General features: G+C 59.2%; 14 protein-coding genes and 1 tRNA gene. 9 read left to right on the top strand and 6 right to left on the bottom strand.

Going from position 1 to position 15,358, the window contains the following annotated elements; all coding sequences use genetic code 11:
• Positions 1 to 41: 41 nt before the first annotated feature.
• The 5 genes from V3390_RS07540 to V3390_RS07520 all read right to left on the bottom strand — a co-directional run bounded on the left by V3390_RS07540 (position 42) and on the right by V3390_RS07520 (position 3,602).
• Positions 42 to 118, bottom strand: a tRNA-Pro gene (locus V3390_RS07540).
• Between the two features lie 61 nt (positions 119 to 179).
• Entirely contained in the window at positions 180 to 410 is a 231-nt protein-coding gene (locus V3390_RS07535; RefSeq protein ID WP_331688709.1) for a SlyX family protein, read from the bottom strand.
• Complete coding sequence (locus V3390_RS07530; RefSeq protein ID WP_331688708.1) at positions 410 to 1,762, bottom strand: UDP-glucose dehydrogenase family protein; 1,353 nt, start codon at positions 1,760 to 1,762, stop codon at positions 410 to 412. The genes V3390_RS07535 and V3390_RS07530 overlap by 1 nt, the downstream gene beginning before the upstream one ends.
• A 76-nt stretch (positions 1,763 to 1,838) precedes the next feature.
• Positions 1,839 to 2,627, bottom strand: a complete 789-nt coding sequence (locus tag V3390_RS07525) for an FKBP-type peptidyl-prolyl cis-trans isomerase (RefSeq protein WP_331703988.1) — start codon at positions 2,625 to 2,627, stop codon at positions 1,839 to 1,841.
• 30 nt (positions 2,628 to 2,657) lie between these two features.
• On the bottom strand, positions 2,658 to 3,602 hold the full coding sequence (locus tag V3390_RS07520; protein ID WP_331688706.1) for an FKBP-type peptidyl-prolyl cis-trans isomerase: 945 nt from the start codon (positions 3,600 to 3,602) through the stop codon (positions 2,658 to 2,660).
• 188 nt (positions 3,603 to 3,790) lie between these two features.
• Between V3390_RS07520 and V3390_RS07515 the strand changes: the two genes are divergently transcribed.
• From V3390_RS07515 to V3390_RS07495, 5 genes are read left to right on the top strand one after another with little or no spacing between them, the layout of a single operon-like run.
• A complete protein-coding gene (locus tag V3390_RS07515) occupies positions 3,791 to 4,075 on the top strand; it encodes a hypothetical protein (RefSeq protein WP_331703987.1) in 285 nt (94 codons plus the stop codon).
• Positions 4,072 to 4,455, top strand: a complete 384-nt coding sequence (locus V3390_RS07510) for a GntR family transcriptional regulator (RefSeq protein WP_331688704.1) — start codon at positions 4,072 to 4,074, stop codon at positions 4,453 to 4,455. Before V3390_RS07515 ends, V3390_RS07510 begins: the two co-directional genes overlap by 4 nt.
• Entirely contained in the window at positions 4,448 to 5,329 is an 882-nt protein-coding gene (locus V3390_RS07505) for an ABC transporter ATP-binding protein (RefSeq protein ID WP_331703986.1), read from the top strand. The genes V3390_RS07510 and V3390_RS07505 overlap by 8 nt, the downstream gene beginning before the upstream one ends.
• Positions 5,326 to 6,372, top strand: a complete 1,047-nt coding sequence (locus V3390_RS07500; protein ID WP_331688702.1) for a hypothetical protein — start codon at positions 5,326 to 5,328, stop codon at positions 6,370 to 6,372. Before V3390_RS07505 ends, V3390_RS07500 begins: the two co-directional genes overlap by 4 nt.
• A 25-nt stretch (positions 6,373 to 6,397) precedes the next feature.
• On the top strand, positions 6,398 to 7,069 hold the full coding sequence (locus V3390_RS07495; RefSeq protein WP_331703985.1) for a DUF2884 family protein: 672 nt from the start codon (positions 6,398 to 6,400) through the stop codon (positions 7,067 to 7,069).
• Here the strand turns inward: V3390_RS07495 and V3390_RS07490 are convergent.
• Positions 7,041 to 8,429, bottom strand: coding sequence for a class II fumarate hydratase (locus V3390_RS07490; RefSeq protein WP_331703984.1), 1,389 nt, complete (start codon positions 8,427 to 8,429; stop codon positions 7,041 to 7,043). The two genes, V3390_RS07495 and V3390_RS07490, sit on opposite strands and share 29 nt — an antisense overlap.
• A 126-nt stretch (positions 8,430 to 8,555) precedes the next feature.
• Between V3390_RS07490 and purB the strand changes: the two genes are divergently transcribed.
• From purB to sucB, 4 genes are all read left to right on the top strand, one after another.
• Positions 8,556 to 9,923, top strand: a complete 1,368-nt coding sequence (gene purB, locus V3390_RS07485; protein ID WP_331704337.1) for an adenylosuccinate lyase — start codon at positions 8,556 to 8,558, stop codon at positions 9,921 to 9,923.
• 2 nt (positions 9,924 to 9,925) lie between these two features.
• On the top strand, positions 9,926 to 11,125 hold the full coding sequence (locus V3390_RS07480; protein WP_331703983.1) for a cupin domain-containing protein: 1,200 nt from the start codon (positions 9,926 to 9,928) through the stop codon (positions 11,123 to 11,125).
• 102 nt (positions 11,126 to 11,227) lie between these two features.
• The gene (locus tag V3390_RS07475; protein ID WP_331703982.1) at positions 11,228 to 14,089 is read left to right on the top strand and encodes a 2-oxoglutarate dehydrogenase E1 component; all 2,862 of its coding nucleotides are present in this window, start codon (positions 11,228 to 11,230) and stop codon (positions 14,087 to 14,089) included.
• Positions 14,090 to 14,110: 21 nt separating this feature from the next.
• Positions 14,111 to 15,343, top strand: a complete 1,233-nt coding sequence (sucB, locus tag V3390_RS07470; RefSeq protein ID WP_331703981.1) for a dihydrolipoyllysine-residue succinyltransferase — start codon at positions 14,111 to 14,113, stop codon at positions 15,341 to 15,343.
• Positions 15,344 to 15,358: the final 15 nt, after the last annotated feature.

Raw genomic sequence — 15,358 nt, 5'->3', positions numbered from 1 at the left:
CAAAATAAAAGGCCGCCTATTGCTAGGCGGCCTTTTGGTGTTGGTCGGGGTAACAGGATTCGAACCTACGACCTCTACGTCCCGAACGTAGCGCTCTACCAGGCTGAGCTATACCCCGAAATCGAGTTGACTATGATATCTCAAGCAATTCGGTTTGCCAAGAGTTTTGCAACGGCCAATCAATAATGTGGCGGCGGTGGCTCCGCTCCCCCATCCCCTGTAACCGGAGCCGAGGCCAGGGTCAGGCGCAGCTGGCGCAGGTCTTCGGTCAGGCGGTGCAAGAGCAAGGCATTGCGGGCCTCGGTGGCGCGGGCATCGGCGAGCGCGTCGCTGAGCTCTTCGAGATGATGCTCCTGAAACGCAATACGCGATTCAAGGTCCGCCAAGCGCCGGATGAGATCGTCGCTCATCAGGAGTCCGTGCGCTCAACCGAGCGACCACGGCCAATACCGTAGTAGGCAACCCCTGCCCCTTCGACTTCTTCCGGGTCGTACATGTTGCGGCCGTCAAACACGACTGCATCTTTGAGCTGCGATTGCAGGCGGTCAAAGCGCGGCGCGCGGAATTGTTTCCACTCCGTGACCACGACCAGACAGTGCGCATCGCTCAGGGCATCAATCGCACTGGCGGCCAGCTCAAAGCCATGACGATCACCCATAATGCGACGGGTTTCATCCATGGCTTCGGGGTCGTAAGCCGTGACCTGGGCGCCTGCATCGAGCAGATGCGATAACAGCCGCAGCGATGAGGCCTCGCGCATGTCGTCGGTATTGGGCTTAAATGCCAGGCCCCATACGGCAACACGCTTGCCGCGCAATGCATCGGCAGAGCCGTAATGCCTGACCATCAGATCGAACAGATGATTCTTCTGGCGATCGTTCACCGATTCAACGGCGGTCAGCAGTTCGGCGTCGAGATCAACCGACTTGGCGATACGGCTCAGTGCCTGCACATCCTTCGGGAAACAGGAACCACCGTAACCGGCGCCCGGATAAATAAAGTGCCAGCCAATCCGCGGATCCGAGCCGATCCCTTTGCGCACATGTTCGATGTCCGCACCGACACGCTCGGCAATATTGGCCATTTCATTCATGAAGGAAATCTTGGTGGCCAGCATGGCGTTGGCTGCGTACTTTGTCAGTTCGGCCGAACGCACATCCATCACCACGAAACGTTCGTGCTGACGATTGAACGGCGCGTACAGACGTTTAAGTACACGAATGGCCGACTCGTCATCGGAACCGATCACAATGCGATCAGGGCGCATGCAGTCGTTGACAGCGTCGCCTTCCTTGAGGAACTCGGGGTTTGAACAGACGCTGAAAGCGATATCGGCACTGCGGGCTGCGAGTGCCTTGGCAATGGTGGCGTGAACTTTGTCTGCAGTTCCGACCGGCACCGTTGATTTATTGACGACCACTGCGGGCCGTTGCAGATGCTCACCGATGGTGTTGGCGACAGCGAGAACATACTGCAGATCGGCACTGCCGTCTTCATCGGGTGGCGTGCCTACCGCGATAAAAATGACTTCGGCATCGGCGATTGCGGCTGCAGCATCGGTGGTGAAATGCAGACGGTCCTCAGCGTGGTTGCCGGTAACCATGGATTCAAGGCCGGGCTCATAGATCGGAATGTTGCCGTTCTTCAGGCCCTCGATCTTCTGACGGTCGACATCAACACAAGTCACCACATGGCCGACCTCGGCCAGACAAGTGCCGGTAACCAACCCCACATAACCCGTACCGAAAATCGTTGCTCGCATGCGTGCCCCTACAGGATTCAATAAAAAACGGCGGCCAGCAAGTCGCTGACCGCCGTGTTGTCGCCATTATAGCGACTTAGCGTTGCGGCATCTGCGCGTCCTTGGGAACGCCGAGACCGACCACTTCAATGTCAAATAGCAGGGTTGCATTCGGCGGAATCGGACCGCCCGGCGTGCCTTGCTCGCCGTATGCCAGGTTGGCCGGAATGAACAGCTTGTACTTGCCGCCAACGCGCATCAGGCCCATGGCTTCGCGCAGGCCCGGGACCACGGCTGTCGGTTGGAACAGAGCCGGCTTGTTACCGTGATCTTGCGAATTGTCGAAGACCTTACCGTCAATCAGCGAACCCTTGTAATGCATTTGCACGACGTCGTTCGGCTTGATCTTGTCACCGGTACCTTCCTGGATCACCTGGTACTGCAGGCCCGACGGCGTCGTCACGATGCCCGGCTTCTTGCCGTTTTCAGCCAGGAACTTAGCCCCCTGCTCTGCATTGCGCTTGGAAGCGGCCATCATTTCAGCGATTTGCTTGGCCTGCATCTTTTCGCTCAGACGTTCGCGAATGTTCGATGCCTGCTCGTCAGTCACCAGCGATTTGTCACCGGCAAAACCCGACTTCAGCCCTTTAACCAAGGCGTCCATATCGATTTCGTCCTTGCCCGGCTTGAGCGATTCGGCCATGTCACGGCCCAGCACGTAACCGTACTGTTCCTTTTCATTGCCCAGACCCTTAATGTCTGCCACACCCTCGGCAGCCGTCGCGGTCTTGTCGTCGGTTTTGGTCTTATCGGTCTTGTCGCAGGCAGCCAAGCCGCCCAGCAGTGCCAGCGAGAGCGTCGCGGCGTGAAACACATTCAATTTCATGTAGCAAAAATCTCCGGGGTGTAGCGCCGATCAGTTCGGCACGATATTGAGCAGTTCGACGTCAAAGATCAGCGTCGCATTAGGGCCGATCGGGCCACCCGGGCGAGGGGTCGCGCCGTAAGCTAGATCGGACGGAATAAACAGGCGGTACTTGCTGCCGACCGGCATCAGACCCAGACCTTCAGTCCAGCCCTTAATCACCTGATCAAGGCGGAATTCCGCAGGATCGTTGCGCTTATACGAGCTATCGAAAACGGTACCGTTAATCAGACGGCCTTCGTAATGGACGCGTACTTTTTGCGAAGGCGTCGGCCGCGGACCGTTACCCTCACGCAGAGCGATATATTGCAGGCCCGATGCCGTTACTTTGACGCCGGCTACCGCTTTGTTTTTCGTCAGGAAGGCAGTGCCCTCGGCTTTATTAGTCTCAGCAGCCTTGGCATTGCGTTCTGCCGAGCGCTGTTGCATTAGTGCTGCAAACTGACTCAGCTGTTCACGCAGTTTGGCATCGGACAACTCCGGCTTACCGGCAAGGGTCGTTCGCACGCCGCGATACACATCGTCGAGCGACACATCATTCTTGACCGCATTGAGGCTCGGTCCGATCAGATAACCGGCAGCGACAGCAGCGACATCGTCGGGGGTAATCCCGGCCGGTAGCGTTTTGATCTCGGGCTTGTCGGCGATCTGCATAAAGATCTGTTCGCCGCGAACCGCATCAATGCGCGGAGCTTTGCCATCGAGATGTTCGCCTAGCAGTTTGACCAGCGTATCGCCATTGACGAAGGTACCCAGGTGGCCCAGTTTGGCCGCGATATTTTGCCCGACGGCATAGCTGTGCATGGAATTGGAACTCTTAGTAGTTGCAGTTGCAGAAGCGGCTTTGGCCGCAGAAGTCTGCGCCGGGACGGGCGTAGCGGCGAACAGCGTGGCCAAAGTCACGAGTCCGACGGCCGAACAGAGGGGAGAACGCAAGCGAATCACTCCGAAAAGGTTGCAGCAAATGAAAGTTCCCCATTGTCAGACGCCAATCGGGTGGGATCAAGGTGCCGTGAAGAGACCGTTCAGGTTCAAAACTCCATGGCATGACTTCAGACCTATTGCGGGCATCTGATTCGGTGTTATAGTTGCCTACAACACCACCTCAATACAACGGGTCCCAAATGATCACTTTCGGTCAACACAGTGTAACGGCGCTGGCAGGAACGCTACTAGTGTGGGCTGCTGCTGCCGCTGCTGTGGCCGCACCTGCTACCGCACGATCGGGCGTACGGACGATGGCCCAGGCCACCTCTGTCTCGACGTCCGCACGTCCCACCGCCGTGCAACGCGCACGGCTGGCTCTGAACCTGGATGCGCAGCCGCTAGTCGAAAGCCGTTCGACTCGACGCTCGCCTTCCGGCGTCCGGATGCCCTTCTTTGATTTCCGTAAGGAGCCCCGCTCATGAGCGCCGTCCAATGGAACGACAGTGCCCCCATCTTTCTTCAACTCAAGCAACGGATTATTGCGATGATGCTTTCCGGTGAACTGAAACCGGGCGATGCCCTGCCCTCCGTGCGCCAAGTCGCCTCGGATTATCAGGTCAACCCCATCACTGTCAGCCGCTCGTACCAGGAACTGGTACAGGAAGGCCTGGTAGAAAAGCGACGCGGTATCGGCATGTTTGTCACCGAGTCGGCCACCGGCAAATTGCTCAGCGCTGAGCGCGAGCACTTCCTGACCGTTGAATGGCCGCATACTCTGGAGCGCATGCACCAGCTTGGTATTGATCCCGCCTCTTTGCTGCAAGACTCCCAACAACGCTTTGGAAAACCCGGCCATGAATGACCTCCAAACTGCTTCCGCTGATCTGATTGTCGGCCGTGGCGTCACCAAACGCTATAAGGACCGCCGCGCGCTGGATTCCATTAACTTCGCTATCGAGCCGGGTCGCATTGTCGGTCTGATCGGGCCCAACGGTGCCGGCAAGACCACGCTGCTGAATTCGCTGCTCGGTCTGCAGGATTTCGAAGGCGATTTACGCGTGTTCGGCCTGGATCCGCGCACTTCGCGCGAACAGCTGATGGAGAACGTCTGCTTTATTGCTGACGTTGCCGTGCTGCCCCGCTGGATTCGTACCCGCCAGGTCATTGACTATGTCGAAGGCGTCCACCCCCGGTTTGACCGTGCCAAGTGCCTGCGCTTTCTGGACCAGGCCACCATTCACCAGGACATGAAGGTCTCGGAAATGTCCAAGGGCATGATCGTGCAGTTGCATCTGGCGCTGGTCATGGCCATCGACGCCAGGCTGCTGGTTCTCGATGAGCCCACGCTCGGCCTAGATATCCTGCACCGCAAGCAGTTCTATAAGCGCCTGCTCGAAGACTATTTCGACGAGGACAAGACCATCCTGATCACCACCCACCAGGTGGAAGAAGTGGAATCGATTCTGACTGACGTCATCTTCATCGATCACGGCAGGATCGCACTGCAAACGCCGCTCGATGTGATGGGCGACCGGTATACGCAAGTGCTGACCTCGGCTGATCAAGTCGAAGCAGCCCGTGCACTTAAACCCATTAGTGAGCAGTCCATGCCCTTTGGCAAGTCCATTTTCGTATTCGACGGCGCCGACCGCGCCGCGCTCGCCAACCTTGGCGAAGTCCGCACGCCGAGCGTCGCTGACTTGTTTGTCGCTACCCTGAAAGGAGAAGTCGCATGAATGCCGTCGCACTCAATGAACGACCTGTGGCTCGTGCAACGAAACGTAATTCCCGGTTCCTGACGCTACTGAAGCGTGAGATCTGGGAACACAAGGGCGCCGTTGTCTGGGCTCCCGCAATCCTTGCCGCCGTCCAGGTGCTGGTAACGGCAGTAACTTCGGCTGTGACCTATGCGCGCTTCCATGATCGGGCCGGCGATGTCACGATCAACGGCCAGCACATGGAATTCACGGTAGACAGCCTCAGCGGTGTGGTCACCAAACTCAGCAGCAGCGATTTGGCCGCCGGTGGCAAGGGGCTCGATATGCTCTACTACGCGGCCTCTATGTGGCCCTTGCTGTTGGCTGGTATTGTCGCGTTCTTCTACTGCATCGGCGCTATTTACGATGAGCGCAAAGACCGCAGCTTACTGTTCTGGAAATCCATGCCGGTGTCCGATCGTGACACGGTGCTGAGTAAAGCGGTGATGGCCCTGGTGATCATTCCCGGTGTTGCGATGTTGGTCAGTGCGGCACTGGTACTCGTGTATGCCGCACTCGCTAGCGTGGCCTGCATGTTTGTCGGCATCTCGCCACTGATGATCTGGCAGCACAGTAATCCGCTCGGCGTGATTGCCAGCGTGTTTGCCGGTTTGCCCCTGCATGCACTGTGGGCCCTTCCCGCTGCCGGCTGGCTGTTGCTCTGCTCGGCCTATGCCAAGCGCGTTCCGCTGCTGTGGGCTATCGGCCTGCCCTTGCTGCTGGGTCTGATCATTGTCTGGATTGAATCGGGTAGCTCGCTCGGCGCCTCCAGTGCCATCACGGAAAACTATTTCCATCACATTGTGTATCGCATCCTGCCGGGTATCGTGCCGGGAAGCTTTGTGCCGGCCCTGGGTGAAATCGACATCATGGGACACAGTGACCTGATGCCCTACTCGCTGCCGGTTCTGGGCGAAGTCTATCGCCTGCTACTCAAGCCTGAGCTGTGGGCCGGTGTGATTGCCGGTGTCGGCATGATCAGTCTGGCCATCCGCCAACGTCGCCATGCCGGCGCCCTGTAATCCCTTTCACCAAGGAACAAGACTAATGAAACAGGTATTTGCAAATGCATTACTCGCCTCCGCGCTGATCGGTACGTTTGCGGGTTGCTCTGACGCCAAGGTTCCGAATCAGAAGAGCGACGATGTCCGAACCGCCGTTGAATCCAAGGTTAACGAAAAGATCAGTGACGGCATTGAGATCCATGGCGACAACATTCGCTTTAAGGACGACAATCTGGTCCTGAAGGCCGATGGTCAGCCCGAGGCGCTGGTTTCCGCCGATGGCAAGTTGAGCATCGACGGCAAGCCGGTGACACTGACCGCGCAACAGCAACAACTGGCTGCGACCATGCATCAGCAGGGCAAGCAAGTCGCTGGCGATGCCGTCAGCATTGCCGGTGACGCCGTGGGTGTTGCATCGACCGCGGTATCACAGGGCGTCCGTCTGGCGATCAGCTCCATTCTTAAGGGTGATGATCCCAAGCGCGAAGCCGAGTTCGAAAAGCACATCGAAAGCACCGTCAAAGAGCGCATCAAGCCGGCTGCGATTGCCATTTGCAAATCCACGAATGCGATGCAGACCACGCGTCAGCAGCTAGGCGCACAGGTTGCGGAATTTAGGCCTTATGTCGGCGAAGGCGATCGCTGCGACCCGGTCGATATCGAGCGTGATTTTGCGGAAAAGGATGCTACAGACCACCCTTCGTCAACTCAGTAGGATCCAGCAGACGAATCAGATCGGCCTCTTTGAGGTCGGTCAGTTCGCGAGCCACATCCAACACCGGACGCCGCTCTGCATAGGCCTTCTTGGCAATGCGAGCGGCGTTTTCATATCCGATGACCGGATTCAGAGCCGTTACCAGGATCGGGTTGCGGTTCATTGCGTGAGCCACATCGTCATGGCGGATGACCAGACCGGCGATCGCATCGTCCGCGAGTTGACGCATTGCATTGCTCAACAGACGAATGCTCTCGAGTAATTCACCTGCCAGCAGCGGCAACATGACGTTGAGCTGGAAATTGCCGCTCTGGCCGGCAATGCTCACCGAGTGATGGGAACCCATGACACGAGCGCAGATCATGGACACGGCCTCCGGGATCACCGGATTGACCTTGCCCGGCATGATGGAGCTGCCCGGTTGCAGTGCAGGCAATTCGATCTCGCCCAAACCCGATAAGGGACCGGAGTTCATCCAGCGCAGGTCATTGGCAATCTTCATCAAGGCAACGGCCAGCGCATTGAGCTGACCGGAGAACTCGACCAGATCGTCCTGCGCGGCAATGCCTTCGAACTTGTTGTCAGCGGACTCAAAGATCAGGCCGGTCGCGGTGTTCAAGGCTTTGGCCATGGCGTGACCAAAGCGGATGTCACTATTGAGTTCCGTGCCGATGGCAGTGCCACCAATGGGCAGGCGCCGAACGCGTTTGAGCGTGTCTTCGATCCGATCTGTGGCGCTGGACAGCTGCGCGGCCCAAGTGCCGAACTCCTGAGCAAACGTCAGCGGCACGGCATCCATGAGATGAGTCCGGCCCGTCTTGGCCACCTTGGTGAGTTGCCGCGCACGACGGGTAATCACACGGCGCAGATGCTTTAAGGACGGCAGCAGGTCTTCGTCGGTGGTCAGACGGATGGCAATACGGATCGCGGTCGGGATCACATCGTTCGAGGACTGACCGAAGTTCACGTGATCATTGGGATGCACCGAATAGCGGCCGCTGCGGCTGGCCAGATGCGCAATGACCTCATTGGCATTCATGTTGCTCGAAGTGCCCGAGCCGGTCTGATACAGATCCACCGGGAACTGATCGTCGTGATCACCGCGAGCGACGGCCATTGCCGCCACCTCAATCGCCCGTGCCGGCCCCTTGCGCAGGTGTCCATGCTCGGCATTGACTGCGGCAGCGCAGGCCTTAATCAGCCCTAGCGAACGAATCAGGGGCCGCGGGATGCCCTGTCCGGAGAAACGGAAGTTCCGGATCGCCCGTTGGGTACTTGCGCCCCACAGCGCCGTGGCCGGGACTTCGAGCGGGCCCATGCTGTCGGACTCGATGCGGACGTTGTTCTTGGCCTTGGTCATGGCGGGTTCCCGTGCGGATATCAATTTCAGAATAGCCGAGCCGAGGCATCCCGACAGGGCGTTACAATGGAGTCCCGAAATTGCACCACATCCACTGTTAAGGAAGTCATCATGTCTGCGTTTTCCGTGATCGAGTCTCAACTGCTGGCGCTGTCGCCCCTGGACGGCCGGTATGCAGGCAAGGTCGACGCGCTGCGTCCCATGTTCTCGGAGTTCGGACTGATCCAGGCCCGTGTCAAGGTCGAAGTGGAGTGGCTGATTGCGCTCGCCGCCGAGGATGGCATTACGGAACTGCCCGCCTTTACCGATGCGCAGATCGGTCGCCTGCGTGCGTTTGCCGATGGCCTCTCGATCAAACAGGCCGTGCGGGTCAAGGAAATCGAACGCACCACCAATCACGATGTGAAAGCGGTCGAGTACCTGATCAAAGAGGCCCTGCGTGACGATGCCGAGCTGGCTCCCAAGCTGGAGTTTGTCCATTTCGCCTGCACTTCCGAAGACATCAATAATCTCAGCTACTCGCTGATGCTCAAGGGCGCCCGTGATCAGGTGCTGCTGCCGCAGCTCGATGCCCTGATCGCCAAGCTGCGCGACATGGCCCATGAGTTTGCTGCTGTACCAATGCTGGCGCGTACCCATGGCCAAACGGCATCCCCCACTACCGTCGGCAAGGAACTGGCCAACGTCGTTGCCCGCTTGCAGCGTCAACGCCTGGTGTTTGCCGAGCTGCCGGTGCCGGGCAAGATCAACGGTGCCGTCGGCAACTTCAATGCGCATCAGATTGCCTACCCCGAAGTCGACTGGCGCGCCTTCTCCAAGATCTTTGTGAATTCGCTGGGTCTGAGCTGGCAGCCGTACACTACGCAGATCGAACCGCACGACGGCATCGCTGAGTATTGCGACGTGCAACGCCGTATCAACACGATCCTGATTGATTTTAGCCGCGACGTATGGGGCTATATTTCGCAAGGTTACTTTAAGCAGGCGCTGCGCGCCGGCGAGGTCGGCTCTTCGACCATGCCGCATAAGGTCAATCCGATTGACTTTGAAAATGCCGAAGGCAATCTGGGCATCGCCACGGCACTGCTGGAACATTTTGCACACAAGCTGCCAATTAGCCGTTGGCAACGCGACTTGACCGACTCCACCGTGCTGCGTGCTCTTGGTGTTGGTTTTGGTCATTCGGTCATCGGTTACGACGCGTTGCAGCGTGGCCTGGGCAAACTCAGCCTCAACGAAGATCGTCTCGCGACCGACCTCGACCAGTCGTGGGAGGTCCTGGGTGAGGCCATCCAGACGGTCATGCGCCGCTATGGCATCGAAAATCCCTATGAAAAGCTCAAGGACCTGACACGCGGCCAGGGCATTACGCCGGACAGCCTGAAGGTCTTTATCGAAGCGCAGGCCATTCCGGCCGACGCCAAGCAGCGCCTGCTGGATCTGTCGCCCGGCAACTACATCGGTCTGGCCCGCGAACTCGCGCAGGATATCTGAGCGTGACAGCTGCATTGCCGCTCGAGGTGGATGCCGGCGCGCATCAGCCCTTGGGTATGACGCCCGCCGAGTTTCTGCGCGATTACTGGCAAAAGCGGCCGCTGCTGATTCGCAATGCGTTTCCGGGCTTTGAGTCGCCGCTGGAACCCGAGGATCTGGCGGGTCTCGCCTGCGAGGAACTGGCACTTTCGCGTCTGATTCAACACAATGCCGAGGGCACGCAATGGCAGGTTGAGCACGGTCCCTTCCCCGAAGAGAAGTTCCCGGGCCTTGGCGAACAGAACTGGACGCTGCTGGTCCAGGATGTGGACAAGTGGGATGCCGAAGTCGCGGCCCTGCTCGATGCGTTTGCCTTTCTGCCGCGCTGGCGCATTGACGACATCATGATCTCGTTCGCAGCGACCGGCGGCAATGTCGGTGCACACGTCGATCATTACGATGTGTTCCTGCTGCAGGGGCTGGGTCAGCGGCGCTGGGAGATTGATGCATCCATGGCCATGAACGGTACCCTGCCCGATCTGGCCTTCCGCGACGACGTGGAGTTAAAGTTGCTGCGTCAGTTCAATGCAACGCACGCCTGGACCTTGAATCCCGGCGACATGCTGTATCTGCCGCCCGAGGTGCCACATCACGGTGTGGCCCTGAATCCCTGTCTGACCTATTCGGTCGGCATGCGCGCGCCGAGTCAGGCCGATCTGATTGGTGACTTTGCCGATCGCCTGACCATCGAGCTCGGCGAAGAACACCGCTATACCGATCCGGACCTGCAACCGCCGACCGATCCGCGTGAGATTGATGCCGCGGCGCTTCATCGCGTGCGCCAGGCCATGAAGGCTCTGCTGGAGTCGCCCGATGGCGCCCTCGAGGATTGGTTCGGTCGCTTCATTACGGCTTATCGCAATCCGGGTGACATCGTGCCGTCCGAAGAGCAGCCCGACCGTACGGCGATTGATATCGCCTTGGGTGGCGGCTTGCGATTGCAGCGCCACCCATGGTCGAATATGGCGTGGCGACAAGTCAGTGCCGACCAGGCGCAACTGTTCTTTAATGGCGAAGCGCTCACGATCCACCCCGCCGGTGCCGCGCGCTTGGCAGGCCTAAAGACACTCGACCGCCGCACCTGGAGCGAACTGCCTGCCGATGCACAGCAAGCCGTGGTTCAATTGTTTGCCGCAGGTCAATACGTGCTGGAACGCCCGTAGGCGGGCCATTCAGCGCGCCTGTGGGGTATAATTCTGAATCGCCTGCTGCACCGCCATGCAGGCGCAAATTCTGATCTCATAAAGCTGATAAAAAAATCCGACGTGGACAGTCTCCTCAAGCAGTTCCGGCAATCCTCGCAGCTCGGCGCCAACGCCGCCTTTATTGATGATTTGTACGAGTCATGGCTCGTCGATCCCGACAGTGTCGATGCCCAATGGCGTCAATACTTCGATGGCCTGAAGGGCCGCGAAGCGGGTGACATCCCGCATTCGGCCGTGATCGAGGAGGTCCGTGCCGCAGCTCGCTCCGCCGGCAAGCCCGCCGCTGCCGGTGCCGGCAGCTCGCGTGGCGCTGCCACCGGCGAGAACTCCGCCCAGTACAACGTCGGCCGCCTGATTCACGCCTACCGCGCGCGTGGTCATCTGTTCGCCAATATTGATCCGCTGGGCCTGTGGCAAAAGTCCACCGCGCAGGATCTGACGCTCGAATTCCACAATCTTTCCGCCGCCGACTTGGACACCGAGTTTGCTACGGGTGGTATCGGTGGCCGCGAGCAAATGAAGCTCCGCGATCTCATCGCCTGGATGGACAAGGCCTATACCGGCTCCATCGGCGCCGAGTTCATGCACATTGATGACACCGAACAGCGCTATTGGCTTATTGACCGCATCGAAAAGGCCGGTGGCGAAGGCCGCTATTCGCGCACCCCTGAACAGAAGAAACGCATCCTCGAGCGTCTGGTTGCTGCCGATGGTCTGGAGCGTTATCTGGGCACCAAGTACGTGGGTCAAAAGCGCTTCTCGCTCGAAGGCGGTGACGCACTGATCCCGATGCTCGACGATCTGATCGCCCGCTCCGGCAGCAAGGGCGTGCAGGAAATCGTGTTGGGCATGGCCCACCGCGGTCGCCTCAATGTGCTGGTCAATACGCTCGGCAAGCCGCCGCGCAAGCTGTTCGATGAGTTCGAAGGCAAGTTCGAGCACGATCCGGTGGCCAACGCCGGTGACGTCAAATATCACATGGGCTTCTCGGCCGATGTCGTTTCCCCAGGTGGTCCGGTGCATCTGGCGCTGGCCTTCAACCCGTCGCACCTGGAAATCGTCAATCCGGTGGTCGCCGGTTCGGTACGTTCGCGTCAGGATCGTCGCACCGAGAAAGCACAGCAGCAGGTCATGGGTGTGCTGATTCACGGCGACGCGGCCTTCGCGGGCCAAGGCGTGAATATGGAACTGTTCCAGATGTCACAGGCGCGCGGCTTTAAGGTCGGCGGCATTGTGCACATCGTGATCAATAACCAGATCGGCTTCACCACGTCGTACACCGAAGACGCCCGCTCTACCCCATATTGCACCGACGTGGCCCGCATGGTCAATGCGCCGGTGTTCCACGTCAACGGTGATGACCCCGAAGCCGTGCTGTTCGCAACGGAAATCGCACTCGATTACCGTGAGCGTTTCGGTCGCGATGTCGTCATTGATCTGGTCTGCTATCGCCGCAACGGTCACAACGAGGCCGACGAACCGGCAGCAACGCAACCGGTCATGTACCGCGTGATTCGTGCCCACAAGCGCCCGGCCGAACTGTACGCAGAGCGTCTGGTCGCCGAGGGCGTCATCGGTGCCAACGACTTTGCCGCCATGGCCGATGCTTACCGCGATAAGTTGGATGCAGGTGAACGCACCACGGAACTGGCCGAAGTCGAACACGACGAACTGGCTGCCACCTGGAAGAGCCTGCTGCAAGGCAAGATGACCGATGGCTTTGATGCCGGCGTGCCTAAGGCCAAGCTGACTGAACTCGCCACGCTGATCAACGCCGTGCCGGACAACCTCAAGCTGCATCCGCGCGTCGCCAAGATCTACGACGATCGTCGTAAGATGACCGCCGGCGAACTGCCGGGCGACTGGGGCTTCGCTGAGAATCTGGCATACGCGACGCTGATCGATCAGGGCTTCCGTCTGCGTCTGGTGGGTCAGGACTGCGGTCGCGGTACGTTCTTCCACCGCCATGCCATCCTGCATGAGCAAACCAACGACGAATACGTGCTGCCGCTGCGTCGTCTGGTTACGAACCCCAATCAGGTCACCATCATCGACTCACTGCTGTCCGAAGAGGCTGTGATGGCCTTTGAATACGGCTACTCGAGCACCGATCCCAACACGCTCGATATCTGGGAAGCGCAGTTCGGTGACTTCGCCAACGGCGCGCAAGTGGTGGTCGACCAGTTCCTGTCCTCCGGCGAAGCCAAGTGGGGACGCCTCAGCGGTCTCGCTCTGTTCCTGCCACACGGTTACGAAGGCCAAGGTCCGGAACACAGCTCGGCACGCCTGGAGCGTTACCTGCAGCTGTGTGCACTCAACAACATGATTGTCTGCACGCCGACCACTCCGGCACAGGCCTATCACATGATTCGCCGGCAAATGCTCATGACGACCCGCAAACCGCTGGTGGTCATGACACCCAAGTCGCTGCTGCGCCATAAGCTCGCTGTCTCCAGTCTCGATGACATGGCCGACGGCGGCTTCCGCACGGTGATTGGCGACACGCGTATCAAGGACACGGCCGCTGCCCGCAAGAAGGTGCGGCGCGTCGTGGTCTGCGGCGGTAAGGTCTATTACGATCTGATCGAAGCCGCCGACAAGGCCGGTGCCGAAGACATCGCCATCGTGCGTGTGGAACAGCTTTATCCGTTCCCGCGTGCCGCACTGCAGGCAGAGCTCGACAAGTATCCGAGCGCTACCGAAATGGTCTGGTGCCAGGAAGAACCGATGAACCAAGGTGCGTGGTATCAGATTCGCCATCATCTGCTGGCCTGTGCCGGTTCGCGCGCCCTGGGTTATGCCGGTCGCGTCCGCTCCTCCTCGCCGGCCGTTGGCCACCTCAGCGATCACGTAGCCGAACAGGCGGCCTTGCTGGCCGCCGCATTGACCGGCGACGTGAACGAAAACGATTTAGACGAATAAGTTCCACACAGGACCCAACCCATGAGCATCGAAATCAAAGTCCCCGTTTTGCCCGAGTCCGTGTCGGACGCCACCATTGCCACTTGGCATAAGAAAGTCGGCGATGCCGTCAAGCGCGACGAAAACATCGTTGACCTGGAGACCGATAAGGTCGTCCTCGAAGTGCCGGCTCCGGCCGACGGCGTGATCAAGGAACTGAAATTTGAGGAAGGCGCTACCGTCAATTCTCAACAAGTCATTGCCGTGATCGAAGAAGGCGCCGCCGCTCCGGCACCTGCCGCCGCAGACGCGCAACCTGCCGCCGGCGCACAGGAAGTGCAACCGAAGGCCGACGCCGCCAAGGCCCAGGCCGCCGCACCGGCCAGCACCACTCCGGCACCGGTGAACTCCTCTGCTGCAGGCGTCAGCACGCTGCCGCCGGGCGCCCGTTTCGAAGCCATCACCACCGGCACCAACCCTGCCGACGTGCAAGGCACGGGCCGTCGCGGTGCCGTCACTAAGGAAGACATCGTTAACTTTGCGACTGGCAAGACCCCGGGCGTCAAGGGCGGTGCCCGTCCTGAAGAACGCGTACCGATGACCCGCATGCGTACTCGCATTGCCGAGCGCCTGATGCAGTCCAAGGACTCGATCGCGATGCTGACCTCGTTCAACGAGGTGAACCTGTCCAAGGTCATGCAAATGCGCAAGCAACTGGGCGAACAGTTCCAGAAGGATCATGGCGTCAAGCTCGGCTTCATGAGCTTCTTTGCCAAGGCAGCTGCTAATGCCCTGCGCAAGTATCCGATCGTCAATGCCTCGGTCGACGGCAACGACATCATCTACTACGGATATGCCGATATCTCTATCGCCGTGTCCACCGACCGCGGTCTGGTGACGCCGGTTCTACGTAGCGTGGAACACATGGGCTTTGCCGAAATCGAAAAAGCCATCGGCGATTACGCCACCAAGGCCCGCGACGGCAAGCTGACGCTCGACGATCTGCAAGGTGGCACATTCACCATCACCAACGGCGGCACCTTCGGTTCGCTGATGTCCACCCCGATCGTCAATCCGCCGCAATCCGCGATTCTGGGCATGCATGCCATCAAGGAGCGCGCCATTGTCGAAAACGGTCAGGTCATCGCCGCACCGATGATGTACATCGCGCTGTCGTACGATCACCGCATCATTGACGGTAAGGACGCCGTACAGTTCCTGGTTGATATCAAGAACCAGCTTGAAAACCCGGAACGCATGCTGCTCGGCATGTAATCAGAGGACTGCATC

The organism is Aquilutibacter rugosus (assembly GCF_036541335.1).
Lineage (GTDB): Bacteria > Pseudomonadota > Gammaproteobacteria > Xanthomonadales > Xanthomonadaceae > Aquilutibacter > Aquilutibacter rugosus.
Note: the sequence above shows the minus strand (reverse complement) of the source record. Positions and strands in the feature narration are given on the sequence as shown.